This window comes from Spiribacter halobius (assembly GCF_020883455.1).
Classification (GTDB): domain Bacteria; phylum Pseudomonadota; class Gammaproteobacteria; order Nitrococcales; family Nitrococcaceae; genus Sediminicurvatus; species Sediminicurvatus halobius.
Genome location: NZ_CP086615.1, coordinates 1,030,623 through 1,051,519, shown reverse-complemented (window position 1 = coordinate 1,051,519; position 20,897 = coordinate 1,030,623). Strand labels below are relative to the sequence as shown.

Sequence of the window (20,897 nt, the reverse complement as noted above, 5' to 3'; positions counted from 1 at the left end):
ACAGAGCGACAGGCCAAGCTGGTCTTGTCACTTGCAACTTGCAACTTGCAACTCTCGCCCGCTAGGCGCGCTCCCAGGGGAAGGCCATCACCGCGTCCACCGAATCCGCGCCCTCCGCCAGCATGAACAGCCGGTCCAGGCCCAGGGCGACGCCGGCGCAGGGGGGGAGGCCGGACTCCAGGGCGGCGAGTAGGCGCCCGTCGATGGCGGGCGTGGGCCGGCCGGCGGCCCGGCGGCGGGCGGTATCGGCGGCGAAGCGGGCGCGCTGCTCCTCGGGGTCGGTGAGCTCGTGGAAGCCGTTGGCGAGCTCGATGCCCTCGGCGAAGAGCTCGAAGCGCTCGGCCACGCGCGGGTCGGCCGGGGAGAGCCGGGCCAGCGCCGCCTGACTCGCCGGGAATTCGGTAACGAAACAGCGCGCCGGCAGCGCCGCCTGTACCATCGTGCCGAACAGCAGATCCAGGAGCTCATCGCGCTCCAGTGGCGCGGTCAGGGCACCATGATGGTCCTCCGCCGCGGCGGCGAGGCGCGCCGTCGGCGCGGTGAGCGGATCCGGCAGGCCGGCCCGGCGGAAGGCCTCCGCATAGCTCAGGGTTGCCGTGGTCCCCGGGCCCAGCACCTCGGCCACCAGGGCCGCCACCTCGGCCATCAGCCGGTGATGGTCGAACCCGACCCGGTACCACTCCAGCAGGCTGAACTCGGGGTTATGCCGGCGCCCGCGCTCGCCGGCGCGGAATGCCCGGGTGATCTGGTAGCAGTCGCCGAAGCCTGCCGCGAGCAGGCGCTTCATGGCGTATTCGGGCGAGGTCTGGAGCCAGCGACTGTCGGCGGCGGGGACCGGGAAGCCATCGAGCTGGGCGTCGGTGACACCGGCCGCCGCCAACACCGGCGTCTCCACTTCGGTGACCGCGCGCTCCGCAAAGAAGGCCCTGATGCTGGCCAGGCGCGCCGCGCGCCGGCGCAGCGCCTCCCGGCTCGCGGCCGGGCGCCAGTCGGCGCCGCCTGCCGCGCCCACGCGGCTCAGTCCTTCGCGCGGGAAATGTACTCGCCGGTGCGCGTGTCCACCTTCAGCACCTCGCCCTCCTGGATGAACAGCGGCACCTGCACCACCGCCCCGGTCTCCAGCGTGGCCGGCTTGCTGCCGCCGCTGCTGGTGTCGCCCTTGAGACCGGGGTCGGTCTGCACCACCTTCAGGGTCACATGGGGCGGCGGCTCCACAGACAGCGGCGCGCCGTTGTACAGGGTGACGCTGCAAAGCTCCTGCTCCTTGAGCCACTTGGCGTTGTCACCCACTGCCGCGGCCGGGGCGGCATGCTGCTCGAAGGACTCGGGCGCCATGAAGTGATAGAACTCGCCGTCGGTGTACAGATACTGCATCTGCGTCTCGAGGACGTCCGCCGCCTCGACGCTGTCGCCGGACTTGAAGGTCCGGTCGATGACCTTGCCGGTCTTGAGGTTGCGCACCTTCACGCGATTGAACGCCTGGCCCTTGCCCGGCTTGACGAACTCATTCTCGACAATGGTGTAGGGTTCGCCGTCGAGCATGATCTTCAGGCCCGACTTGAACTGGTTGGTGCTGTAGGTCGCCATGCCCTCTCCGTTCTCTGCAGCGGCCGCTGATGGCGGCCCGGGGCCGAAACTGGCGCATGCTAACGGAAATGCGGGAGCGATAGAACATGAGCGCCGAGACCGCGCGCCGCCAGGCCACCGACGGGCCACCCGCCTGGCAGCAGGCCCTCGCGGCGGCTATCCGGGACCCGGCTGAGCTGCTGCGGGCCCTGGATCTTGACCCCGCGCTGCTGGCGGGTGCCCACCACGGCGCCCGGCTGTTCCCGCTGCGGGTACCGTGGGGTTACGTGCGGCGGATGCGCCGGGGCGACCCGGCTGACCCCCTGCTGCGCCAGGTGCTGCCCCTGGACGCCGAGGCCGCGGATACGCCCGGCTTCATCGAGGATCCGGTAGGCGATGCGCAGAGCCTGGTCGGGGGCGGCGTGCTGCACAAGTATCGCGGCCGGGCGCTGCTGATCGCCACCGGCGCCTGCGCCATTCACTGCCGCTACTGCTTCCGGCGGCATTTCCCCTACGCCGAGGAAAACGCCGCCGTACACCGGTGGCAGGGCGCACTCGCCTACCTGCGCGAGCGCCCGGACATCCAGGAGGTGCTGCTGAGCGGCGGCGACCCGCTTAGCCTGAGCGACCGTCGTCTGCAGGACCTCGCCGCCGCGCTGGACGGGATCCCGCACCTGCGGCGGCTGCGGGTGCACAGCCGTCTCCCCGTGGTCCTGCCGGAACGGGTGGACGACGCCCTGCTCGCCTGGCTGGCCGGTGGCCGGCTGCGCCCTGTGCTCGTCCTCCACGCCAATCATCCCGCTGAGCTCGACGCCGCGGTGGCCGATGCCGTCGCACGGCTGCGCGGGGCCGGGGTCGCGCTCTACAATCAGGCCGTTCTGCTGCGCGGCGTCAACGACCAGGTCGACACCCTGGAAGCCCTGGGCGAGCGGCTCTTCGAGCTCGGCGTGCAGCCCTACTACCTCCACCTCCTGGACCGCGTCCGCGGTGCCGCGCACTTCGAGGTGCCGGAGCGCGAGGCGCGGGCGCTGATGCGGGCGCTGGCCGAGCGCGTGCCCGGGTATCTGTTGCCGCGGCTCGTGCGCGAGGACGCCGGACGCCCCTGGAAGACCCCGGTGGACTGGACCCGGGACCGCAACGGCGACGACGCGGAGTGACGCAATTCTCACTGCTATACTCGCCGCGAACGGGCGACCGGCCGCCCCAATACGCATGGGATCTTGCAGACCGATGACCACCCCTCCGGCACTGGAGCTGCCCGCGCGCTCGCACCCGCAGCGAGAGGAGTTCGACTGGCATCCGCGAGCCATCGGCAGCTGGATCGACGGCCTCCCCCTGGCCAATCTCGCCGAGACCGGACCGCAGGTCTTCCGTGCGCTGAACCGGCTCAATCGCTGGTCGCTGCCGGTGGGCGAGCGCCTCGCGGCACTGGAGCGCCTGCTGCCGCTGATCGACTACCTCGTGCACGCGCTGCGCCGGCACTGCCTGGGTCGGCCGCTGCCGTTGCGCGGCAACGCGGCCGGCGCGGCCACGCTGGCCCGCCGCCTGCTGGCGGAGGCGGCCCTCGGCCACGAGATCGCCGCCACCGAGGTGCCGTCCGGCCTGCGCCGCCGGCGGCGGGTGGCGCTGGCGCTGGAGCATGCCCTGCGCCTGCGCGGCCGCGAGCTGCTCGAGCACTGGCTGGCCTACGCCCCCCCGGGCGAGGGCCTGTGGGCGCGGGTGCATCGCCTGTTCGCCCTGGCGGAGGCCGAGGGGGTTGCCGGCGTGCGGGTGCGCGCGAGCGATGGCGGCGGCGCAAGCCCCGAGGAGGCCTACAAGCAGCTCCTGCTGTGCGCCGCGATCGGCCCGCACCGACTGGACCAGCACGAGATCGTCGAGGTCTGGGAGCTGCTCGGGCGTCTCGCCGACAGCGCCCGCCTGGGCGAGGCAGGCGCGGACGAGGGCACCGATGACGCCGTCTACCGGGTGCCGCGGAGCGCCGACGGTCCGCCCCACGCGGCCATCCCTGAGCTGGACCGGGCGGACGACCGCACGCTGCAGACCACACCCCTGCTGCAACGCCTGCGCCGGGCCCTGTCCGGCGGCCAGGGCCGCAGCGGGGAGCTGTCCCGGCTGGACCCGGAGCTTTCCGGGCGGATCGCTCTCGCCCTGGCAGCCGTGCCGACGCGCCGCCACCGGCGCCTGCGCGCCGAGGCTCGCGCCGAGGTCCAGGCCGGGTTCCGCCAGGTGCACGCGACGCTCTGCGAGCGGCTCGGACGGCGGGCGGACGCCGCCGAACGCGAGCGCAGCCGCTTTGAGGCCGGCACCCCCCGCGCCGAACAGTCGGCGCGGCCGGATGTATGGAGCGTGCTCTACCCGAGCGAGCTGCTGGCCTCGCTGCGGGAGGCCGACCGCGTCTCAGACGATGTCCCCGCGGCGCCGCCCTCGGAGCACGCCGAAGACGACATCTGGCAGCTGGTCAACATCAGTGCCAGCGGCTATTGTCTGCTGTCCGGGGATCAAGCGCCACGGCGGCTCACCGTCGGCGAGCTGCTGCTGATGCGGGAGCTGGCGGGGCGCGGTCTGCCCATGCAGCTCGGGGCCGTCCGCTGGCTGCGTGCCGCCCCGCGGCACGGGCTCGAAGTGGGCATCGAGATCCTCGGCAGCGACCCGGTGCCGCTGGAGCTCCGCGCCGAGCTGGACGACGGGCGCTTCGGGCCCGCCGAGCGGGCGCTGCTGCTGCCGCGGGTCGAGGGGCGCGATCAGCCGCCGACGCTGCTGGCGCCCGGGCCGCATTTCGTCTCCGGCCGGCGGGCACGCCTGTGCCATGGCAATCGAGAAACCGAGCTGGACCTGCTGCGCGAGCGCGATGGCAGTGCCCACTACGTCCAGCTCGAGTTCCGCCGCCACAGCGACGCCGGCGACAGTGATGGCATCGAGACACTGTTCCGCGGCTGATTTTTCGCAAGGGGGAGCATGGAAAGCGACAACGGGCTGCTGCGGCTGCTGTATGCCGACGCCGCCGGAAACGATGTCGAGCAGCTGACCAGCGTCCTGCGCAACGCAGGGCTGGCGGTGCGCGCCACCGCAGTGGCGGACGCGGAGTCCCTCGGCGAGGCGCTCGCCGGTCACAGCTACGACCTTTTCCTCTGCGCCGACGGCCTGGAGGAGCTGCCCCTCGCCAGTGCCATCCGCGTCCTCCACCAGGCCGGGCGCGATCTGCCGCTGCTCGTCCTCGCGGACGGCGAGGAGCCGCAGCGCCGCCGCGAGGTGATGGCGGAGGGCGCGGTGGATCTGGTCAGCAAGGCCGATCCCGAGCACTTCCGTCTGGTGGTGGCCCGCGAGCTCGCCGGGCTGCACGAGCGCCGCCGCATCCGCCGCGTCGAGGCAGCCCTGCGGGAGACCGAGCGCCGCTGCCACGCGCTGCTCGACAGCTCCCGCGACGCCATCGCCTACGTCCACGAAGGCATGCACGTGTATGCCAACCGCAGCTATCTCGAGCGCTTCGGCGTACGCGATCTCGACGAGATCCAGGGCCTGCCGGTGCTCGACCTCATCGCCAGCGAAGACCAGGACCGCTTCAAGACCTTTTTCCGTCATTACATGCGCGGCGACAGCGACCAGCAGGCGATCGACGTCCACATCCAGGCCGCGGACGGCGAGGTGGAGCGCGTGCACATGGAGTTCTCCGCGGCCAGCTGGGACGGGGAGGACTGCAGCCAGATCCTCATCCGCGAGCAGAGCTCCAGCGCCGAGCTCGAGGAGCGGCTCGAGGACCTGAGCCGCAAGGATCTGCTCACCGGTCTGTTCAACCGCAACTACTTCGTCGACGTGCTCGACCGCGCACTCGCCGAGCAGCTGGACGCCGACGACGGCAGTACCAGCGCCCTGCTCTACGTCCGCCTCGACAACCTGGAGGCGGTACGCGCCACCCACGGCATTACCGTGCTGGACATGGTCATCGGGGACGTGGCTACGCTGGTGGAACGCCAGGCCGGCGGCGGCGGCCTGGCCGCCCGTTACAGCGACGCGGTGTTCACCCTGCTGCTGCGCCATCACGGCGTGCACGAGGCGCTGGCGGTGGCGGAGTCGATCCGCAAGAGCGTCGAGGATCACGTCACCGAAGCCGGCAATCGCACCATCACCAAGACCTGCAGCCTCGGCGTCGCGGTGCTCGGTGACGGGGTCGCCACCGCGGAGCAGGCCATCAACCTCGCCTCCGCCGCCTGCGAGGCGGCCGCCGAAGAGGGCGGCAACCGGGTCCAGCTGCATGCCGGCGAAGAGCCCGAGGGCGGGGACGACTGGCGCACACTGATCGAGGATGCCCTGGCCGGCGAGGGCTTCGATCTCTACTATCAGCCCCTCGTGGCGCTGGACGGTGACCAGACCGAGCGCTACGAGGTGAGTCTCCGGTTACGGGCCACCGACGGCGAGATGCTGGAGCCCGGGGCCTTTCTGCCCCATGCCGAGCGCCACGGGCTGGCTGCGGCCATCGACCGCTGGGTGCTGGATCAGGCCGCTGCCGCCGTGGCGGCGCGCCAGCAACGCGGCCACGAGACCACCCTGTTCGTGCGCATCGGCGGGGCGAGCCTCGGCGAGCAGGCGGTGGTGGAGCAGCTCGCCGAGACGCTGCAGCGCCTGGAGATCCCGGGGGAAAGGCTGGTGCTGCAGATCGCCGAGAGCGTCGCGGTCACACAGCTCAACCAGGCCAAGGCGTTTCATGAACGGGCCCGGGCACTCGGCTGCGGCTTCGCACTGGACGGCTTCGGCGTCACCGGCAACACCACCCAGCTCATCCAGCACCTGCCGGCGGACTACCTCAAGATCGCCCGCGAGCTCACCGAAGACCTCGGCAGCAACGACCGGCACCAGCAGCAGGTGCGCGAGCTCATCGCCACCGGCCACGAGATGGGCAAGCGCGTCATCGCGGGCTACCTGGAGGAGGCCACGGTGCTTGCCATGCTATGGCAGTACCAGGTCGACCTGGTTCAGGGCCACTTCCTGCAGGAGCCTTTGCCGGACATGGGGTACGACTTCACCGGCATGGTGATCTAGGCCGCTGGTGCGGCCTAGATCACCATGCCGGTGAAGTCGTAGTTGCAAGTTCAAAGTTGCAAGTTGCAAGACGAGAGCGCCGCCGGGAGCCCCGAGTGCCTCGATTCCTGATCGAGGCCGTCCCTTGCAACTTGCTACTTGTCACTTGCAACTCATGATGGAGTAGCGCAAGACGCTACTCCATCATGTCCTGGATGCGCTCCGAGAGCTCGGTATCACCCGAGGCGGCGCGGGCGATCTCGCCGTATTCCTCCACCGAAAGACCGGTGTCGGTGACGGCGTTGACCATGCGCTCGTTGGCCTCCTCCTGGAGCGCCATTGCCTGCTCGCGGTCGTCGGCCTCCTGAAGCCGCTGGGTGTACTCGTCGCGGATGGCCAGCACCCCGCTGTGGGCCTCGACGAACTGCTGCAGCGTTTCCTCGGAGTAGCCGCCGGCGCCGCCTTCGTCGTTCTGGGCCAGCACCGGGCCGCCGAGGGCGAGCGCGAGCAGCAGTGCCAGGGCCGCCATCATGGGTCGCAGAGTCATGTCGTTCCTCCCTCGATGCAGTGATTGCCCAACTGTCGGGTGCGATCCTTGCACGCGACGTGCCACCGGCGTCGTGCCATCACCTGCCAGCCACAATGTGCCGATGTGAATGTGCCTTATTGACACATACTGCCAGCATGACACAGTAGCCCGCATTTCTCACCGATTCGCGAAGCGAGGTCGTGGAGATGGCGGGCAGGAGAGGGGCAGCGCGGAACCCTTCCCGCGGGCCTCTGCGCTTCAGAGCGGCGACCTGGCAAGGCGGCGTTCGCAGCGAATGGCCGTAGCCCTTTGCAAGAACGCCAACGCAGTCCAGGGCGCCGCTCTGAAGCGCCCTGCGGGGCCGTACAGCGCGCGCGCAGCCGGCGTTGCGCTGCTTGACTGTACCGCGGTACAGCGCTGCGCAGCGCGCCTTGTCTGCACACGCGCTGTGCGGCCAGAGGCCCGCGGGAAGGGCTCCGCGCTGCCCAACGCGCGGGAGAATCCGGGCGCGCAGGCGTACTCGACAGTACGTCGAGCACCCGGACCGAGCGCAACGCAGTACTGCTCGCCAGATCCGCGACCGCAGCCCCGAATCGGTGAGAGATGCGGGCTAGCCTGATGCTGTCCCGGCTGCGCCTCAGTGCCGCCCTCATCGCCTTCGTCGTCGTGCCGCTCACCTTCATGATAGGCGCGGTGGGCTCGGTGGGTCTGTCTGTGCTGGAGCGTCAGGCCGAGGCGCGCATGCGCGAGGATATCGAGCTGATCGCCCGGGCGCTGCAGTTCCCGCTGAGCCGCGCCATCCAGCGCGGCGAGCCTTACCGCATGCAGGAGATGCTGCGCTCGGCCTTCTCCTTCGGCCGGGTCTATGGCGTGCATGTGTTCGGGCGCGAGGGGCAGCTGGTCGCCGGCGCCGGTGCGGGCGCCAGGGCCCTCCCCACCCGCGAGATCGAGGCCCTGGCCCTCCGTGGCGAGGAGGGCAGCGAATACACCCGGGTCGACGGCGAGGCACTGTACGTCTACTTCCTCCCGCTGAGCGACGCCGGCGGCCGGTTCGCCGCCCTGCTCCAGATCACGCGCCACGCCGACGACTTCCGCGACACCCTGGCGCTGATCCGTGGCGGCGGCGCCATCGGGCTCGGGCTCCTGGCGCTGCTGCTCTCCGCGGTGGTCATCATCGGCCACCGCTGGGCCATTGGCGGCCCGCTGCGGGAGCTCAGCCGCAGCATGGAGGCAGTCGCCACCGGTGCGCGCTCGCATCGGGCCCGGCCCGGGGGGCCGGCGGAGATCCGCGAGCTGGCCCGGGGCTTCAACAGCATGCTGGAGAGCCTGGCCCGCTCCGAGGCCGAGATCGCGCGCCGCCGGGAGCGGCAGGAGAGTCTGGAGGCGGACCTGCGGGAGTCGCGCAAGCTCGCCGCCGTGGGCGAGCTCGCCGCCGGCGTTGCCCACGAGCTCGGAACGCCCCTGAGCGTCGTGGACGGGCGCGCCCAGCGCGCGTTGCGCCGGTCGGACCTGGCGCCGCCGGTACGCGAGGCGCTGGAATCGATCCGTGGCGAGGTCCAGCGCATGTCCCGGATCGTCCGCGAGCTGATGAACTTCGCCCGGCGCAGCCCGCTGCGACCCCGCCGGCTGGAGATCCGCCCGTTGCTGGAGGGCGTGATCGAGCGAGCCCAGGCCATGCCGGAGGCCGCCGGCGCGCGCCTCGCGCTGGACGACGGCGGCGAGGGGCTCACCCTTCACGCCGACCCCACGCGGCTGGAGGAGGCCCTGGCCAACCTGGTGCAGAACGCGCTCCAGGCAAGCCCCGGTGGCGAGATACGCGTCGGGGTCGCGCAGCACGGGGCGGAGTGCGTGCTGCGGGTGGACGACGACGGCCCCGGCATCGACCCCGATGCCCAGGAACGGCTGTTCGAGCCCTTCTTCACCAGCAAGCCCGTCGGCAGCGGCACGGGGCTCGGGCTCGCGGTGGTCCACGGGGCCGTGGAGGCCCATGGCGGCCGTATCCGCGTGGGCGAGAGTCCCTTTGGCGGCGCCCGCTTCGAGATCATCCTGCCGGCCGAGGGCCGGGCCGCAGACGTGAAGGAACCCGAGCATGAGTGAGACCGATGGCGCCCGCATCCTCGTCGTGGAGGACGACGACAGCCTGCGCGGCCTGCTGGTGGAGGAGCTGCGCGAGGCCGGCTACACGGTGACAGCGGTCGGAACCGCGCCGGCGGCCCGGGAGGTGCTCGACTCGGACCCGGTGGAGCTGGTTGTCAGCGACCTGCGGCTGCCCGGCAGCGACGGCATGGCCCTGCTGCGGGCGACCCGCGAGGGCAGCGGCGGCGATGCCGTCGGCTTTATCGTCATCACCGCCTTCGGCACCATCAGCCAGGCGGTGGAGGCGCTGAAGGCGGGAGCCGACGACTTCCTTACCAAGCCGCTGGATCTCGAGCACCTGCTGCTCGGCGTCGGCCGCGTGCTGGAGCATCGCAGGCTGCGCCGGCGGGTGAGTGAATTCGAGGCGCTGCTCGGCGGAGACGACTTCCACGGCCTGATCGGCCGCAGCCGGCCCATGCAGGCCCTTTTCACCGGCATCCGCCGCATCGGCGCCGGCGAGGGGCCGGTGCTCGTCACCGGCGAGAGCGGCACGGGCAAGGAGCTGGTTGCGCGCGCGGTGCATGCTGAGAGCCCGCGACAGGCGGGCCCCTTCATCGCCGTCAATTGCGCCGGCGTGCCGGCCGAGCTGCTGGAGAGCGAATTCTTCGGCCATGTGCAGGGTGCCTTCACCGGCGCCCACCGTGCCCGGGCCGGGCTGTTCCAGGCCGCCGACGGGGGCACCCTGTTCCTGGACGAGATCGCGGAGATGCCCGCGGCGCTGCAGGCAAAGCTGCTACGGGTGCTGGAGGACAGCCGTGTACGCCCGGTCGGCGCCGACCGCGAGCAGGCGGTGGATCTGCGCATCGTCGCGGCGACCCATCAGGACCTGGAGGCGGCCGTCGAGCGGGGAGACTTCCGCGCCGATCTGTTCTACCGCCTCGAGACCTTCCGCCTGCCGGTGCCGCCGCTGCGCGAGCGCGGAGACGACGTCGACCTGCTGGCCGCCCGGCTGGTGTCCCGGTTCGCCCAGCGCCTCGGCCGCGCCACGCCGCGCCTCGCCCCGGAGACCCTGGCTTGCCTCCGACGCTACGCCTTCCCGGGGAATGTGCGCGAGCTCGCCAACGCCATCGAGCGGGCGGTGACGTTCGCCGATGGCGACAGCGTCCAGCCCGCCGATCTCCCGGAGCGGGTCCGCCGCCCTGGCACCAGCGAGCCCTCTGCCCTGCCGGACGGCCTGACCCCGGCCAGCGAGCTGCCGCCGCTGGCCGAGGTGGAACGCCGCTACATCCAGCAGGTCATGGAGGCCGTGGACGGCAACAAGCGCCGCGCCGCCGACATCCTCGGCATCGGCCGCCGCACCCTCTACCGCAAGCTCGACGGCGACGAGGCCTAGGCCGCGCCTTCAGGCGCCTGAACGGGGAAAGGGACAACCGCAAAGACGCAAAGGACGCCAAGAAAGCGATTGCTTTCGGGGACTTCGGCCATTCGCCCTCGCCACGGGCTAGCCGTGGCCACGGAGCTATCCGAATTCATCGCGTTTTCTTTGCGTCTTCTTAGCGTCCTTTGCGCCTTCGCGGTAAATCCCCGTGCGGCGCGCGCTCAACCACCGCGTAGGGCGGCGATGCGTTCCTCTATCGGCGGGTGGGACATGAACAGGCGCTTGAAGCCGCCGCTGGCGATCTTGCCGGAGATGCCGAAGGCCTCCATCTGGTCGGGCAGGTCCTCCGCCGGCGGCGTGCCGCCGAGACGCTGGAGGGCGGCGATCATCTTCTGGCGGCCGGCCAGGCGCGCGGCCCCGGCATCGGCACGAAACTCCCGCTGGCGCGAGAACCACATGACGATGATCGAGGCCAGCACCGCGAGCAGGATCTCGGCGACGATGGTGGTCACCCAGAAGCCGATGCCGTGACCGCGCTCATTCTTGAAGATCACGCGGTCGACGAAGTGCCCGATCACCCGGGCGAAGAAGATCACGAAGGTGTTCACCACCCCCTGGATCAGCGCCAGCGTCACCATGTCGCCGTTCTGGATGTGGGTGACCTCATGCGCCAGCACCGCCTCGGCCTCGTCCCGGCTCATGGTCTGCAGCAGGCCGGAGCTCACCGCCACCAGCGCGTTGTTGCGGCTCATGCCGGTGGCGAAGGCGTTCACCTGGGGCGAGTCGTAGATGCCCACCTCCGGCATGCCGATGCCGGCCTCCCGGGCCTGCCGGCGCACCGTCTCCACCAGCCACTGCTCCACTGCGCTGCGCGGCTGCTCGATGATGCGCACGCCCATCATGCGCTTCGCCATCCATTTGGAGATGGCGAGCGACAGGAAGCTGCCGCCCATGCCGAAGACGGCGGCGAAGATCAGCAGGGCCTGATAGTTGAGCCCCCCGCCCTGCTCCTCCAGCAGCCGGTCCACGCCAAGGAGGCGCAGCACGGTGCCGAGGACCACGATGATCGCGATATTGGTGCCGAGGAACAGCAGGATGCGTTTCATGACCACTCCAGCAGCCTGATCCCGGGCCGCGGCCCCGCGCCGCGGCGTCGAAAGCTTGGATAGGGTCCGGCCGGCCCGGGTTCAAGCGCCCGGCAGGTCGCCGGCGCGCAGGCCGTCCACACGCTGAAAGCCCCGTGGCAGGGCGCGGCCGCGGCGACCGCGCTCTCCGGCGTAGGCCTCGAGGTCGCCGCCCTTGAGCGTCAGCGTGCGGCGCCCGGCCTGCACCACCAGCGGCTGCCCCGCCGCCAGGGCACACAGTGCGGCCACGCGCTCGCTGCCGTCGGCGAGTCGCTCCTTCGGCACATGGATGATCTTGTTGCCCTTGCCCTTGGCGAGCTCCGGCAGCTCCGCGAGGGGGAAGACCAGCAGCCGCCCGGCGCTGGTCACCGCCGCCAGCAGCGCACCCTCCGCCGCCTCCGGGACCCGCGCCGGCGGCAGCACGGCGGCGCCGGCCGGCACCGTCAGCACCGCCTTGCCGGCGCGGTTCTTGGCGATCAGGCTCCCGAGCGCGGTGACGAAGCCGTAACCCGCGTCGGAGGCGAGCACCCAGCGGCTCGCCAGCTCACCGCAGAGCACCTCGATAAAGCGTGCGCCGCTCGGCGGCTGCAGGCGGCCGGTGAGGGGCTCACCCTGCCCCCGGGCCGAGGGCAGCGAGTGCGCGGGGAGACTGTAGCTGCGGCCAGTGTCGTCCAGGAACACGGCGAGCTGGTTGGTGCGCCCGCAGGCGGCGGCGCGGAAGGCATCGCCTGCCCGGTAGGAGAGCTTCTCGGGCTCGACGTCGTGGCCCTTGGCCGCGCGCGCCCAACCCTTTTCCGAGAGCACCACCGTCACCGGCTCGCTCGGCACCAGCTCGGTCTCGCTCAGCGCCCGCGCGCTGTCGCGGGCCACCAGCGGCGAGCGCCGGTCGTCGCCGTACTTCTCGGCATCGGCCGCGAGCTCGTCCTGGATCAGTTGGGTCAGCTTGGCCTCGGAGCCCAGGATGGTCTGGAGCTGGTCACGCTCCTGCTCCAGCTCGTCCTGCTCGCCACGGATCTTCATCTCCTCGAGCTTCGCCAGATGACGCAGGCGCAGCTCGAGGATCGCCTCGGCCTGGGTATCGGTGAGGCCGAAACGCTCCATGAGCACGGGCTTCGGCTCGTCCTCGGCGCGGATGATGGCGATCACCTCGTCGATGTTGAGGTAGGCCACCAGCAGGCCTTCCAGCACGTGCAGGCGCGCCTCCACCCGGTCCAGGCGCCACTGCAGGCGCCGGCGGACGGTGTCCCGGCGGAAGGCGAGCCACTCGGTGAGGATCTCCCGCAGGTTGCGGACCCGCGGCCGGCCGTCGCGACCGATAACGTTGAGATTCACCCGATAGGTCTTCTCCAGGTCGGTGGTGGCGAAGAGGTGCTGCATCAGCTCCTCGGCATCCACTCGGCTGGAGCGCGGCGTGATCACCAGCCGCGTCGGGTTCTCGTGGTCGGACTCGTCGCGCAGGTCCTCCACCATCGGCAGCTTCTTCGCCTGCATCTGCGCGGCGATCTGCTCCAGCACCTTGCTGCCGGAAACCTGGAACGGCAACGCGGTGACCACGATATCCCGCCCCTCGCGCTCCCAGCGCGCCCGCAGGCGCAGGCCGCCGTGGCCGGTCTCGTAGACCCGGCGGATGTCCTCGCGCGGGGTGATGATCTCCGCCGCCGTCGGAAAGTCGGGGGCCTGGACGTGCTCGCAGAGCACGGCCACCTCGCTGTCCGGCTCTTCCAGCAGACGGATGCAGGCCGCCACCACCTCGCGAAGGTTGTGCGGCGGGATGTCGGTGGCCATGCCGACGGCAATGCCGGTGCCGCCGTTCAGCAGCACGTTCGGCACCCGTGCCGGCAGCACCACCGGCTCCTCCATGGTGCCGTCGAAGTTCGGCTGCCAGTCCACCGTGCCCTGGCCAAGCTCCTGGAGCAGCAGCTGGGCGTAGGGCGCGAGTCGCGCCTCGGTGTAGCGCATGGCGGCGAAGGACTTGGGGTCGTCCGGCGAGCCCCAGTTGCCCTGCCCGTCCACCAGCGGATAGCGGTAGGAGAAGGGCTGGGCCATGAGCACCATGGCCTCGTAGCAGGCCGAATCCCCATGCGGGTGATACTTGCCGAGCACGTCGCCCACCGTGCGCGCCGACTTCTTGTACTTCGCCAGCGCCGAAAGCCCGAGCTCCGACATCGCGTAGACGATCCGCCGCTGCACCGGCTTCAGCCCGTCCCCGACATTGGGCAGCGCCCGGTCGAGGATGACGTACATGGAGTAGTCGAGGTAGGCCTTTTCGGTGAAGGTGTGGAGCGGCCGGCTTTCGAATTCGGTGGTGGTGGTGGTCGAGTCAGACATAAGCTCACTATTCGACTGTTACGGCTAATGCGAAGCCGGCCGCTCAGTGGCAAGTTGCAAGTGGCAAGTTACAAGTCACGGAACAGACACTCTCGGCTCGATCTCTGCTTGCAACTTGCTACTTGCCACTTGTAGCTCGCGACCTCGCGGAGGTGCTGGTCTGAGCGCACTGCGCTCAGACCAGCACCTCCGCGAGGTCGCCCTTTTGCTCGAGCCACGCGCGGCGCTCGGCGGCGGCGCGCTTGCCGAGGAGCATGGCCATGAGGCGTTCGGTCTCCTCGGGGGCGTCCACGGTGAGCTGGACCAGGCGACGGGTGTCCGGGGCCATGGTGGTCTCGCGCAGCTGCAGGGGGTTCATCTCGCCCAGGCCCTTGAATCGGGTGGTGGCTACCTTGCCCTTGCGCTTCTCGGCGGCGATGCGGTCGAGCACGCCGCGACGCTCGTCCTCGTCCAGGGCGTAGTAGGTCTCCTTGCCGACGTCGATGCGGTAGAGCGGGGGCATCGCCATGAACACGTGCCCCGCGCGCACCAGCGCCGGGAAGTGCTTCAGGAACAGGGCGCAAAGAAGCGTGGCGATATGGGCGCCGTCCGGGTCGGCGTCGGCGAGCACGCAGACCTTGCCGTAGCGCAGGCGCGCAAGGTCCTCGGAGCCGGGCTCGATGCCCAGCGCCACGGCGATGTCGTGCACCTCCTGGGAGGCCATCACCTCCGCCGGATCCACCTCCCAGGTGTTGAGAATCTTGCCGCGCAGCGGCATCACCGCCTGGAACTCCCGGTCCCGGGCCTGCTTGGCGGAGCCGCCGGCGGAGTCCCCCTCTACCAGGAAGAGCTCGCTGCGTGCCGGATCCTGGGTGGTGCAGTCGGCGAGCTTGCCGGGCAGCGCCGGGCCGGAAGTGACGCGCTTGCGGGTAACCTTGCGCGCCGCCCGCTGGCGGCGCTGGGCGTGGGCGAGCACCAGCTCCACCAGGCGCTCGGCGGCGGCGGTGTGCTGGTTCAGCCACAGGCTGAAGGCGTCCTTCACCACGCCGGAGACGAAGGTGGCGCACTCCCGCGAGGACAGGCGCTCCTTGGTCTGCCCCGAGAACTGCGGGTCCTCGAGCTTGACCGAGAGCACGTAGCTGATGCGCTCCCAGACGTCCTCCGGGGCGATGCGGACCCCCCGCGGCAGCAGGTTGCGGAACTCGCAGAATTCGCGGATGGCCTCGGTGAGGCCGGTGCGCAGGCCGTTGACGTGCGTCCCGCCCTGGGTCGTGGGCACAAGATTGCAGTAGCTCTCCTGCACCGGCTCACCCTCTTCCGGCAGCCACGTCACCGCCCACTCCGCCGCCTCGTGGGCGGCACCGAACTCGCCGGTGAACGGCGGGTCCGGCAGACGCTCGCAGTCGGCCAGGGCCCCCTGCAGGTAGTCGGTGAGACCCGCCTCGTAGTACCAGACCGTCTCCTCCTCGCTCGCCTCCTCGAGGAAGCGCACGGTCAGGCCCGGGCAGAGCACGGCCTTGGCCCGCAGCACGTGCTTCAGCCGCGGCAGCGAGAATTTCGGCGAGTCGAAATAACGGGCGTCCGGCCAGAAATGCAGGCGCGTCCCGGTGTTGCGCCGGCCGACATCGGCGACCGGCTCCAGCTCCGAGAGCTTCTCGCCGTTGGCGAAGGCCATGCGCCACTCGCGCCCGTCGCGCCGGATGCTCACCTCGAGCCGCGTGGAAAGGGCATTCACCACGGAGACGCCGACCCCGTGCAGCCCGCCCGAGAACTGGTAGCTCTCGCGGGAGAACTTGCCGCCGGCGTGCAGCTTGCTGAGGATGACCTCGACACCCGGCAGCCCCTGCTCCGGGTGCATGTCCACCGGCATGCCGCGGCCGTCGTCGGTGACCGAGAGCGAGCCGTCCCGGTGCAGGACCACGTCGATGCGCCGGCAATGCCCCGCCAGCGCCTCGTCCACGCTGTTGTCGATGACCTCCTGGGCGAGATGGTTCGGCCGGCTGGTGTCGGTGTACATCCCAGGCCGGCGGCGCACGGGGTCGAGGCCGGTGAGGACCTCGATGGCAGCGGAATCGTAGCGGGCGGTCATCGCGGGGTGCATTCCCTCCAGGGCTGTCGGGCCGGCGGCAGTGTACCGTGCCGCCCGGCGCCGGCCCAGCGCCAGTGCGCCCGGGCCGCGGCCACGCTACACTGGCGCCCCGTCGCCAGCGACCACGACTGCCCACCCATGGCCGAAGACAACCCGTTCGACTTCGAGGCATCGCTGAAGGAGCTGGAAGCGCTGGTCGAGCGCATGGAGCGCGGTGACCTCACCCTCGAGGAGTCCCTGCAATCCTTCGAGCGCGGCATCCGGCTCACCCGGGAATGTCAGCGCGCCCTGCGCGAGGCCGAGCAGAAGGTGGAAGTGCTGATCGGCAGCGGCGAGGAGGCGCGGGCCGAGCCCTTCGAGGGGGACACCGGGCCAGGCGCCGGCGATGACGCTTGAGCGCCGCCTGCAGCAGAGCCAGGGCCGCGTTCAGGCCGCACTGGAGCGTCTGCTGCCGGCCCCGACCCTGCACCCGGCGCGCCTGCACGAGGCCATGCGTTACGCCGTCCTCGGCGATGGCAAGCGGCTGCGGCCGCTGCTGGTGTACGCCGGTGGCGAGGCCCTCGGCGTGGACGGCCCGGTGCTGAACACGCCGGCCTGCGCGGTGGAGCTGATTCACGCCTACTCCCTGGTTCACGATGACCTCCCGGCCATGGACGACGACGACCTGCGCCGCGGGCGGCCCACGGTGCACCGCGCCTACGACGAGCCCACGGCGATTCTGGTCGGCGATGCCCTGCAGACGCTGGCCTTCCGCACCCTGGCCCACGCCAGCGAGCCGGCACCGGCGCGGCGGCTGCAGATGATCGACGAGCTGGCGCTGGCCGCCGGCTCCCGCGGCATGGTGGGCGGCCAGGCGCTGGATCTCGCCGCCGTGGGCCGTGAGCTCAACGCCGCCGAGCTCGAAGACATGCACATCCACAAGACAGGCGCGCTCATTCGGGCCAGCGTCCGGCTCGGGGCGCTGTGCGCGCCGGGCGCCGACGCCACGGCCCTGGAGCGCCTGGACCGCTATGCCAAGTGCATCGGTCTCGCCTTCCAGGTCCAGGACGACATCCTGGACGTCGCCGGCGATGCCAGCGTCCTCGGCAAGGAGAGCGGCGCCGACGCCCGCCACCACAAGCCCACCTACCCCGCCCTCATCGGCCTCGCCGAGGCGCGGGATTTCGCCCGCGAGCTCCGCGACAGCGCCCTCGCCGCCCTCGAGCGGTTCGGCCCGGAGGCGGACACGCTGCGGGCGCTGGCGGAGTACGTCGTGGAGCGCGATCACTGACCGCGCAAGGCGCGGTCAGTGATCGCGAGTTCCGAGTTCAAGGTTGCAAGTTCAAAGATTCTCTCCGCACGGCGGTGCGGATGCGGACTTTGAACCTTGAACTGCGGACCTTGAACTGGGCTCCTGTTGCTGGAGCAGCGCTCAACGCTGCTCCAGCAACAGGAGCCCGCCCTCCTCCCGCAGGCTCAGGCGGCCCAGGAAGGACATGCCCAGCAACGGCGTGCGCGGACTGCCGCCGTCTACCACCAGGGCCGGGACGTCGCGCAGCTCGATCTCGCCGACCCGTACGCGGTCCAGACGCACCCGCCATGCCGCGGTCTGGCCGCTGGCCGTCTCCGCCATGACACGGGTGCCCTCGCGCTCGAAGTCGATACCGAAGCGCCGGGCGTCATTGCGATTGACGGCCACCAGTGTCGCCCCGGTGTCCACCAGGAAGGACGCACCGCGGCCATTGATGCTGCCGCTCGCCGAATACATGCCACGGCCGTCGCGGGCGATGCGCACGGTGCGCCGCTCGGGCTCGGCGTAGCGGCCGCCGACGGCCCGACTCAGGGCAACCTCGTGCCGGCGGCCCTCGTGGCTGATGACGGCGCTGCCCTCGCCCGCCTGGATCAGCGTAATGCCCTCGGGGCTGCGCTCACCCTCGGCGAGGACGTAGCGCTCGCCCTCGATCTCCAGCACCGCCTTGCCCGGGAAGAGCCCCACCAGCGCCACCCGCGGCAGGTCCGCGGCCGTCGCGGCAACAGCGAAGGCCAGCGCCAGCAACGCTGGTGTTCCGTTTGACAACGCCCTTCTCGCCCTGCGGCCCGCGGCCGCGAACCGGTGGCATGTGCGGGCTGGCCATCGACCCATGCCGGAGCTCCGCAGGCCTGTTTTCCGGTATCGTCGCACCGCTTCCCGGACCGGAGCGAGGCCTGGCGCACAGTTCGGCGCCCCCGGAACCCCGTGCTAGGCTCAAGGTGTGGTCGCGCTCCACGCGCGCCACACATCTCCGCCCAAACTGGAGTTCCGCACCATGGAGAAGAACCCGGAGAAGGGCTACGTCGCCCTGCTCGGATGGGCGCTTGGCGCCATCGACGCTGCCGAGAACTTCGACCGGCGTTATGTCGTGGTCGCCCCCGAGTGGGCGCAGGACTACGCAGAAGAGCACGACATCCCCTTCATTCCCTGGAATTTCGAGCGGCTGAACGACCGCTCCATGGAGATCGCCGAGCTGCTCAAGGACAAGGGCGTGGACGTCGCGATCCCGCTGTACGAGGAAACCGTGGAGTGGGCCGGCGCCATCAACGCCGTGCTCATGGGCAATCCGCGCCTGCACGGCCAGGCCGTGTTGTTCCGCGACAAGGCGCTGATGAAGCGCCGCGCGCAGCTCGGCGGCATCCGCGTGGGCATCTTCGAGGAGGCTCACGACAAGGCCGACGTCATCCGCTTCCTGAAGCGGGTCAACCAGACGCTGCTGAAGCTGGACGGCGACCCCAACGACCCGATCCATCTCAAGGCCTTCGACAAGGCCGGCTGCCTCGGCCACCGGGTGATCCGCACGCCGGACGAGGTGGACCTGATCCCCGAGGAGGAATTCCCGGTCCTGATGGAGAGCCATCTGGACGGCTGGGAGTTCGCCGTGGAGGCCTGGATCCACGACGGCAAGATCGCCTTCCTGAACATCTCCGAGTACGTGACGCTGGGCTACTCGGTATTCGTGCCGGCGACCCCGGAGCTCGAGAGCTGGCGGCCGCTGATCGAAAAGGAGATCGAGAAGCTCATCAAGACCTTCGACATCCAGTTCGGTCAGATTCATCCCGAGTACTTCGTCACCAGTGACGGCACCATGTACTTCGGTGAGGTGGCCTATCGGCCGCCGGGGTTCAAGGCCTTCGAGCTCATGGAGCGGGCCTACGGGTTCAACGCCTACCAGGCCTCCATCCTGGTGATGGATCCGAAGACCACCAAGGACGAGGTGGAGAACTTCTTCCCGGAGCCGGTCAAGGGGGCCAAGGGCTATGCAGGCTGCTTCGGCGTCTACCCGCGCCGGCGCGTAGTCAGCAAGCTGGAGATCCCGGAGGAGACGGAGAACCACCCGTACTTCGATTTCCACGAGCTCACGCCGCCCGCGGAAGAGACGGTGACCAAGCGCACCGCCTTCGGCACCCACTGGGGACTGGTATTCTTCTTCGGCGACGATCCGCACAAGCTGCGCGACCTGCTGAAGCACCAGGAAGAGCTGGACTTCTACGTCTAAGCGATCGGCATGCGGGGGCATCCGCCCCCGCATGCGCCTTCCCGCCCCCGAAACCTGCGACGCAGGCGGCCCTGTCGGGATTCGCCTGCCGGCGTGTCGGGTACCGCCTGCGGCGGTTCCCGACCTACAGACCCGCGGCGGCGGCCACCCAGCGTCTGGTGGACAGGTGCCGTGTGCCTCCCGACGGGCCCCTCTGCGACAGGGATGTCGCAGTGGAGCCTCCATGGACGGATTCACGGCGTGTCCCGTCGGGAGGTACGCGGCGCCTGTCCCGGCACCAAACGCGACCGTCCCGATCCGCCGCGGAAGGGCTTGACGCGCCTATCTCACCGATTCGCGGAGCGAGGGCGTTGAGATAGTCGTTTTAGGGCCGCACCCCGCCGAATGCCAGCGGCACCGCCTCCACGGCTGCGAGGGGGTCGTCCTCGGACTCCTCGGGTGCAGTCTCCGCCGCCGGTGACTGCCGCCCGGCGGCGCCGGCCAGCGCCTCCAGCCCCCGGAAATCGAACAGGTTGCGGTCGGCGAGCTGCGAGGGCTGGACGTTCTGCAGGGCGCTGAACAGGCTCTTCAGCCGCCGCGGGTCCTCGTCCTCCCAGCCGCGGAGCATCGCCTTGATGGCCTGGCGCTTCAGGTTCGGCTGCGAGCCGCAGAGGTCGCAGGGGATGATGGGAAACTGCATGCGCTCGGCATAGCGCTCGGTGTAGCGCTCCGGCACATAGGCAAGCGGACGGATGACGACATTGTCCCCGTCCTGGCTGCGCAGCTTGGGAGGCATCGCCGCCAGACGCCCGCCGTAGAACAGATTCAGGAAGAACGTCTCGAGGATGTCGTCGCGATGATGGCCGAGGGCGATGCGCGTGGCCCCGAGCTCACGGGCGGTGCCGTAGAGGATGCCGCGGCGCAGCCGGGAGCAGAGGCTGCAGGCGGTCTGCCCCTCGGGGATCACGCGCTTCACGGTACTGTAGGTGTCCGCCTCGACGATGCGGTAGGGCACGCCCAGGCCTTCCAGATACTCCGGTAGCACGTGGGCGGGGAAACCCGGCTGCTTCTGGTCCAGGTTCACCGCCACCAGCTCGAAGCGCACCGGTGCCCGCGCCTGCAGCAGGCGCAGCACCGAGAGCAGGGTGTACGAATCCTTGCCGCCGGAGAGGCAGACCATGATCCGGTCGCCCTCCTCGATCATGCGGTAGTCGCGGATGGCGCGGCCGGTGAGATAGGTCAGTCGGCGTTCCAGGGTCTTCAGGTTCATGGCTCGAGGCGTCGGCTGTCGGGAATGCGCGACAGTGTAGCCGGACTGTCCCGGCAG

The 20,897-nt window shown here is 70.5% G+C and carries 16 protein-coding genes; 8 read left to right on the top strand and 8 right to left on the bottom strand.

The features are described 5' to 3' along the window. Window positions 1-61 precede the first annotated feature (61 nt). A complete protein-coding gene (epmA, locus tag LMH63_RS04840; RefSeq protein WP_109680056.1) occupies window positions 62-1,012 on the bottom strand; it encodes an EF-P lysine aminoacylase EpmA in 951 nt (316 codons plus the stop codon). Between the two features lie 5 nt (window positions 1,013-1,017). After that, window positions 1,018-1,587 (bottom strand): elongation factor P, encoded by a 570-nt coding sequence (gene efp, locus LMH63_RS04835; RefSeq protein ID WP_109680055.1) that lies wholly within the window; start codon window positions 1,585-1,587, stop codon window positions 1,018-1,020. Window positions 1,588-1,673: 86 nt separating this feature from the next. On the opposite strand from efp, the gene epmB reads away from it, so the two are divergent. The 3 genes from epmB to LMH63_RS04820 all read left to right on the top strand — a co-directional run bounded on the left by epmB (window position 1,674) and on the right by LMH63_RS04820 (window position 6,600). After that, entirely contained in the window at window positions 1,674-2,723 is a 1,050-nt protein-coding gene (gene epmB / locus LMH63_RS04830) for an EF-P beta-lysylation protein EpmB (protein ID WP_109680054.1), read from the top strand. Between the two features lie 73 nt (window positions 2,724-2,796). Further along, complete coding sequence (locus LMH63_RS04825; RefSeq protein ID WP_109680053.1) at window positions 2,797-4,503, top strand: cyclic-di-GMP receptor FimW-related protein; 1,707 nt, start codon at window positions 2,797-2,799, stop codon at window positions 4,501-4,503. 18 nt (window positions 4,504-4,521) lie between these two features. Beyond that, a complete protein-coding gene (locus LMH63_RS04820) occupies window positions 4,522-6,600 on the top strand; it encodes an EAL domain-containing protein (RefSeq protein WP_109680052.1) in 2,079 nt (692 codons plus the stop codon). A 175-nt stretch (window positions 6,601-6,775) separates the two neighbouring features. Here LMH63_RS04820 and LMH63_RS04815 read toward each other — a convergent pair whose 3' ends face one another. Beyond that, window positions 6,776-7,126: a DUF4168 domain-containing protein gene (locus LMH63_RS04815; RefSeq protein WP_158280472.1), complete on the bottom strand. Its 351-nt coding sequence runs from the start codon at window positions 7,124-7,126 to the stop codon at window positions 6,776-6,778. Between the two features lie 585 nt (window positions 7,127-7,711). On the opposite strand from LMH63_RS04815, the gene LMH63_RS04810 reads away from it, so the two are divergent. Both LMH63_RS04810 and LMH63_RS04805 read left to right on the top strand, forming a co-directional pair. Then, the gene (locus LMH63_RS04810; RefSeq protein WP_109680050.1) at window positions 7,712-9,205 is read left to right on the top strand and encodes a sensor histidine kinase; all 1,494 of its coding nucleotides are present in this window, start codon (window positions 7,712-7,714) and stop codon (window positions 9,203-9,205) included. Then, entirely contained in the window at window positions 9,198-10,577 is a 1,380-nt protein-coding gene (locus LMH63_RS04805) for a sigma-54-dependent transcriptional regulator (RefSeq protein ID WP_109680049.1), read from the top strand. The genes LMH63_RS04810 and LMH63_RS04805 overlap by 8 nt, the downstream gene beginning before the upstream one ends. 206 nt (window positions 10,578-10,783) lie before the next feature. On the opposite strand, the gene htpX is transcribed toward LMH63_RS04805, so the two are convergent. From htpX to parE, 3 genes are all read right to left on the bottom strand, one after another. Continuing rightward, a complete protein-coding gene (htpX, locus tag LMH63_RS04800) occupies window positions 10,784-11,668 on the bottom strand; it encodes a protease HtpX (RefSeq protein ID WP_109680048.1) in 885 nt (294 codons plus the stop codon). Between the two features lie 81 nt (window positions 11,669-11,749). Next, window positions 11,750-14,014 carry a DNA topoisomerase IV subunit A gene (parC, locus tag LMH63_RS04795; protein ID WP_109680047.1) on the bottom strand — a complete coding sequence of 755 codons (2,265 nt, stop codon included), beginning with the start codon at window positions 14,012-14,014 and terminating at the stop codon, window positions 11,750-11,752. Between the two features lie 175 nt (window positions 14,015-14,189). After that, complete coding sequence (gene parE / locus LMH63_RS04790; protein ID WP_109675772.1) at window positions 14,190-16,082, bottom strand: DNA topoisomerase IV subunit B; 1,893 nt, start codon at window positions 16,080-16,082, stop codon at window positions 14,190-14,192. 138 nt (window positions 16,083-16,220) lie between these two features. Here parE and LMH63_RS04785 point away from each other — a divergent pair, with 138 nt between their 5' ends. Then, window positions 16,221-16,478, top strand: coding sequence for an exodeoxyribonuclease VII small subunit (locus tag LMH63_RS04785; protein ID WP_109675774.1), 258 nt, complete (start codon window positions 16,221-16,223; stop codon window positions 16,476-16,478). Next, entirely contained in the window at window positions 16,468-17,352 is an 885-nt protein-coding gene (gene ispA / locus LMH63_RS04780) for a (2E,6E)-farnesyl diphosphate synthase (RefSeq protein WP_109675776.1), read from the top strand. Before LMH63_RS04785 ends, ispA begins: the two co-directional genes overlap by 11 nt. Window positions 17,353-17,493: 141 nt before the next feature. Here the strand turns inward: ispA and LMH63_RS04775 are convergent, their stop codons facing one another. Further along, window positions 17,494-18,117, bottom strand: a complete 624-nt coding sequence (locus LMH63_RS04775) for a retropepsin-like aspartic protease family protein (RefSeq protein WP_229332730.1) — start codon at window positions 18,115-18,117, stop codon at window positions 17,494-17,496. A 250-nt stretch (window positions 18,118-18,367) separates the two neighbouring features. On the opposite strand from LMH63_RS04775, the gene LMH63_RS04770 reads away from it, so the two are divergent. Then, entirely contained in the window at window positions 18,368-19,591 is a 1,224-nt protein-coding gene (locus LMH63_RS04770; RefSeq protein WP_109675780.1) for an ATP-grasp domain-containing protein, read from the top strand. A 364-nt stretch (window positions 19,592-19,955) separates the two neighbouring features. Here the strand turns inward: LMH63_RS04770 and ttcA are convergent, their stop codons facing one another. After that, the gene (gene ttcA / locus LMH63_RS04765) at window positions 19,956-20,840 is read right to left on the bottom strand and encodes a tRNA 2-thiocytidine(32) synthetase TtcA (protein ID WP_229332729.1); all 885 of its coding nucleotides are present in this window, start codon (window positions 20,838-20,840) and stop codon (window positions 19,956-19,958) included. Between the last annotated feature and the right edge of the window lie 57 nt (window positions 20,841-20,897).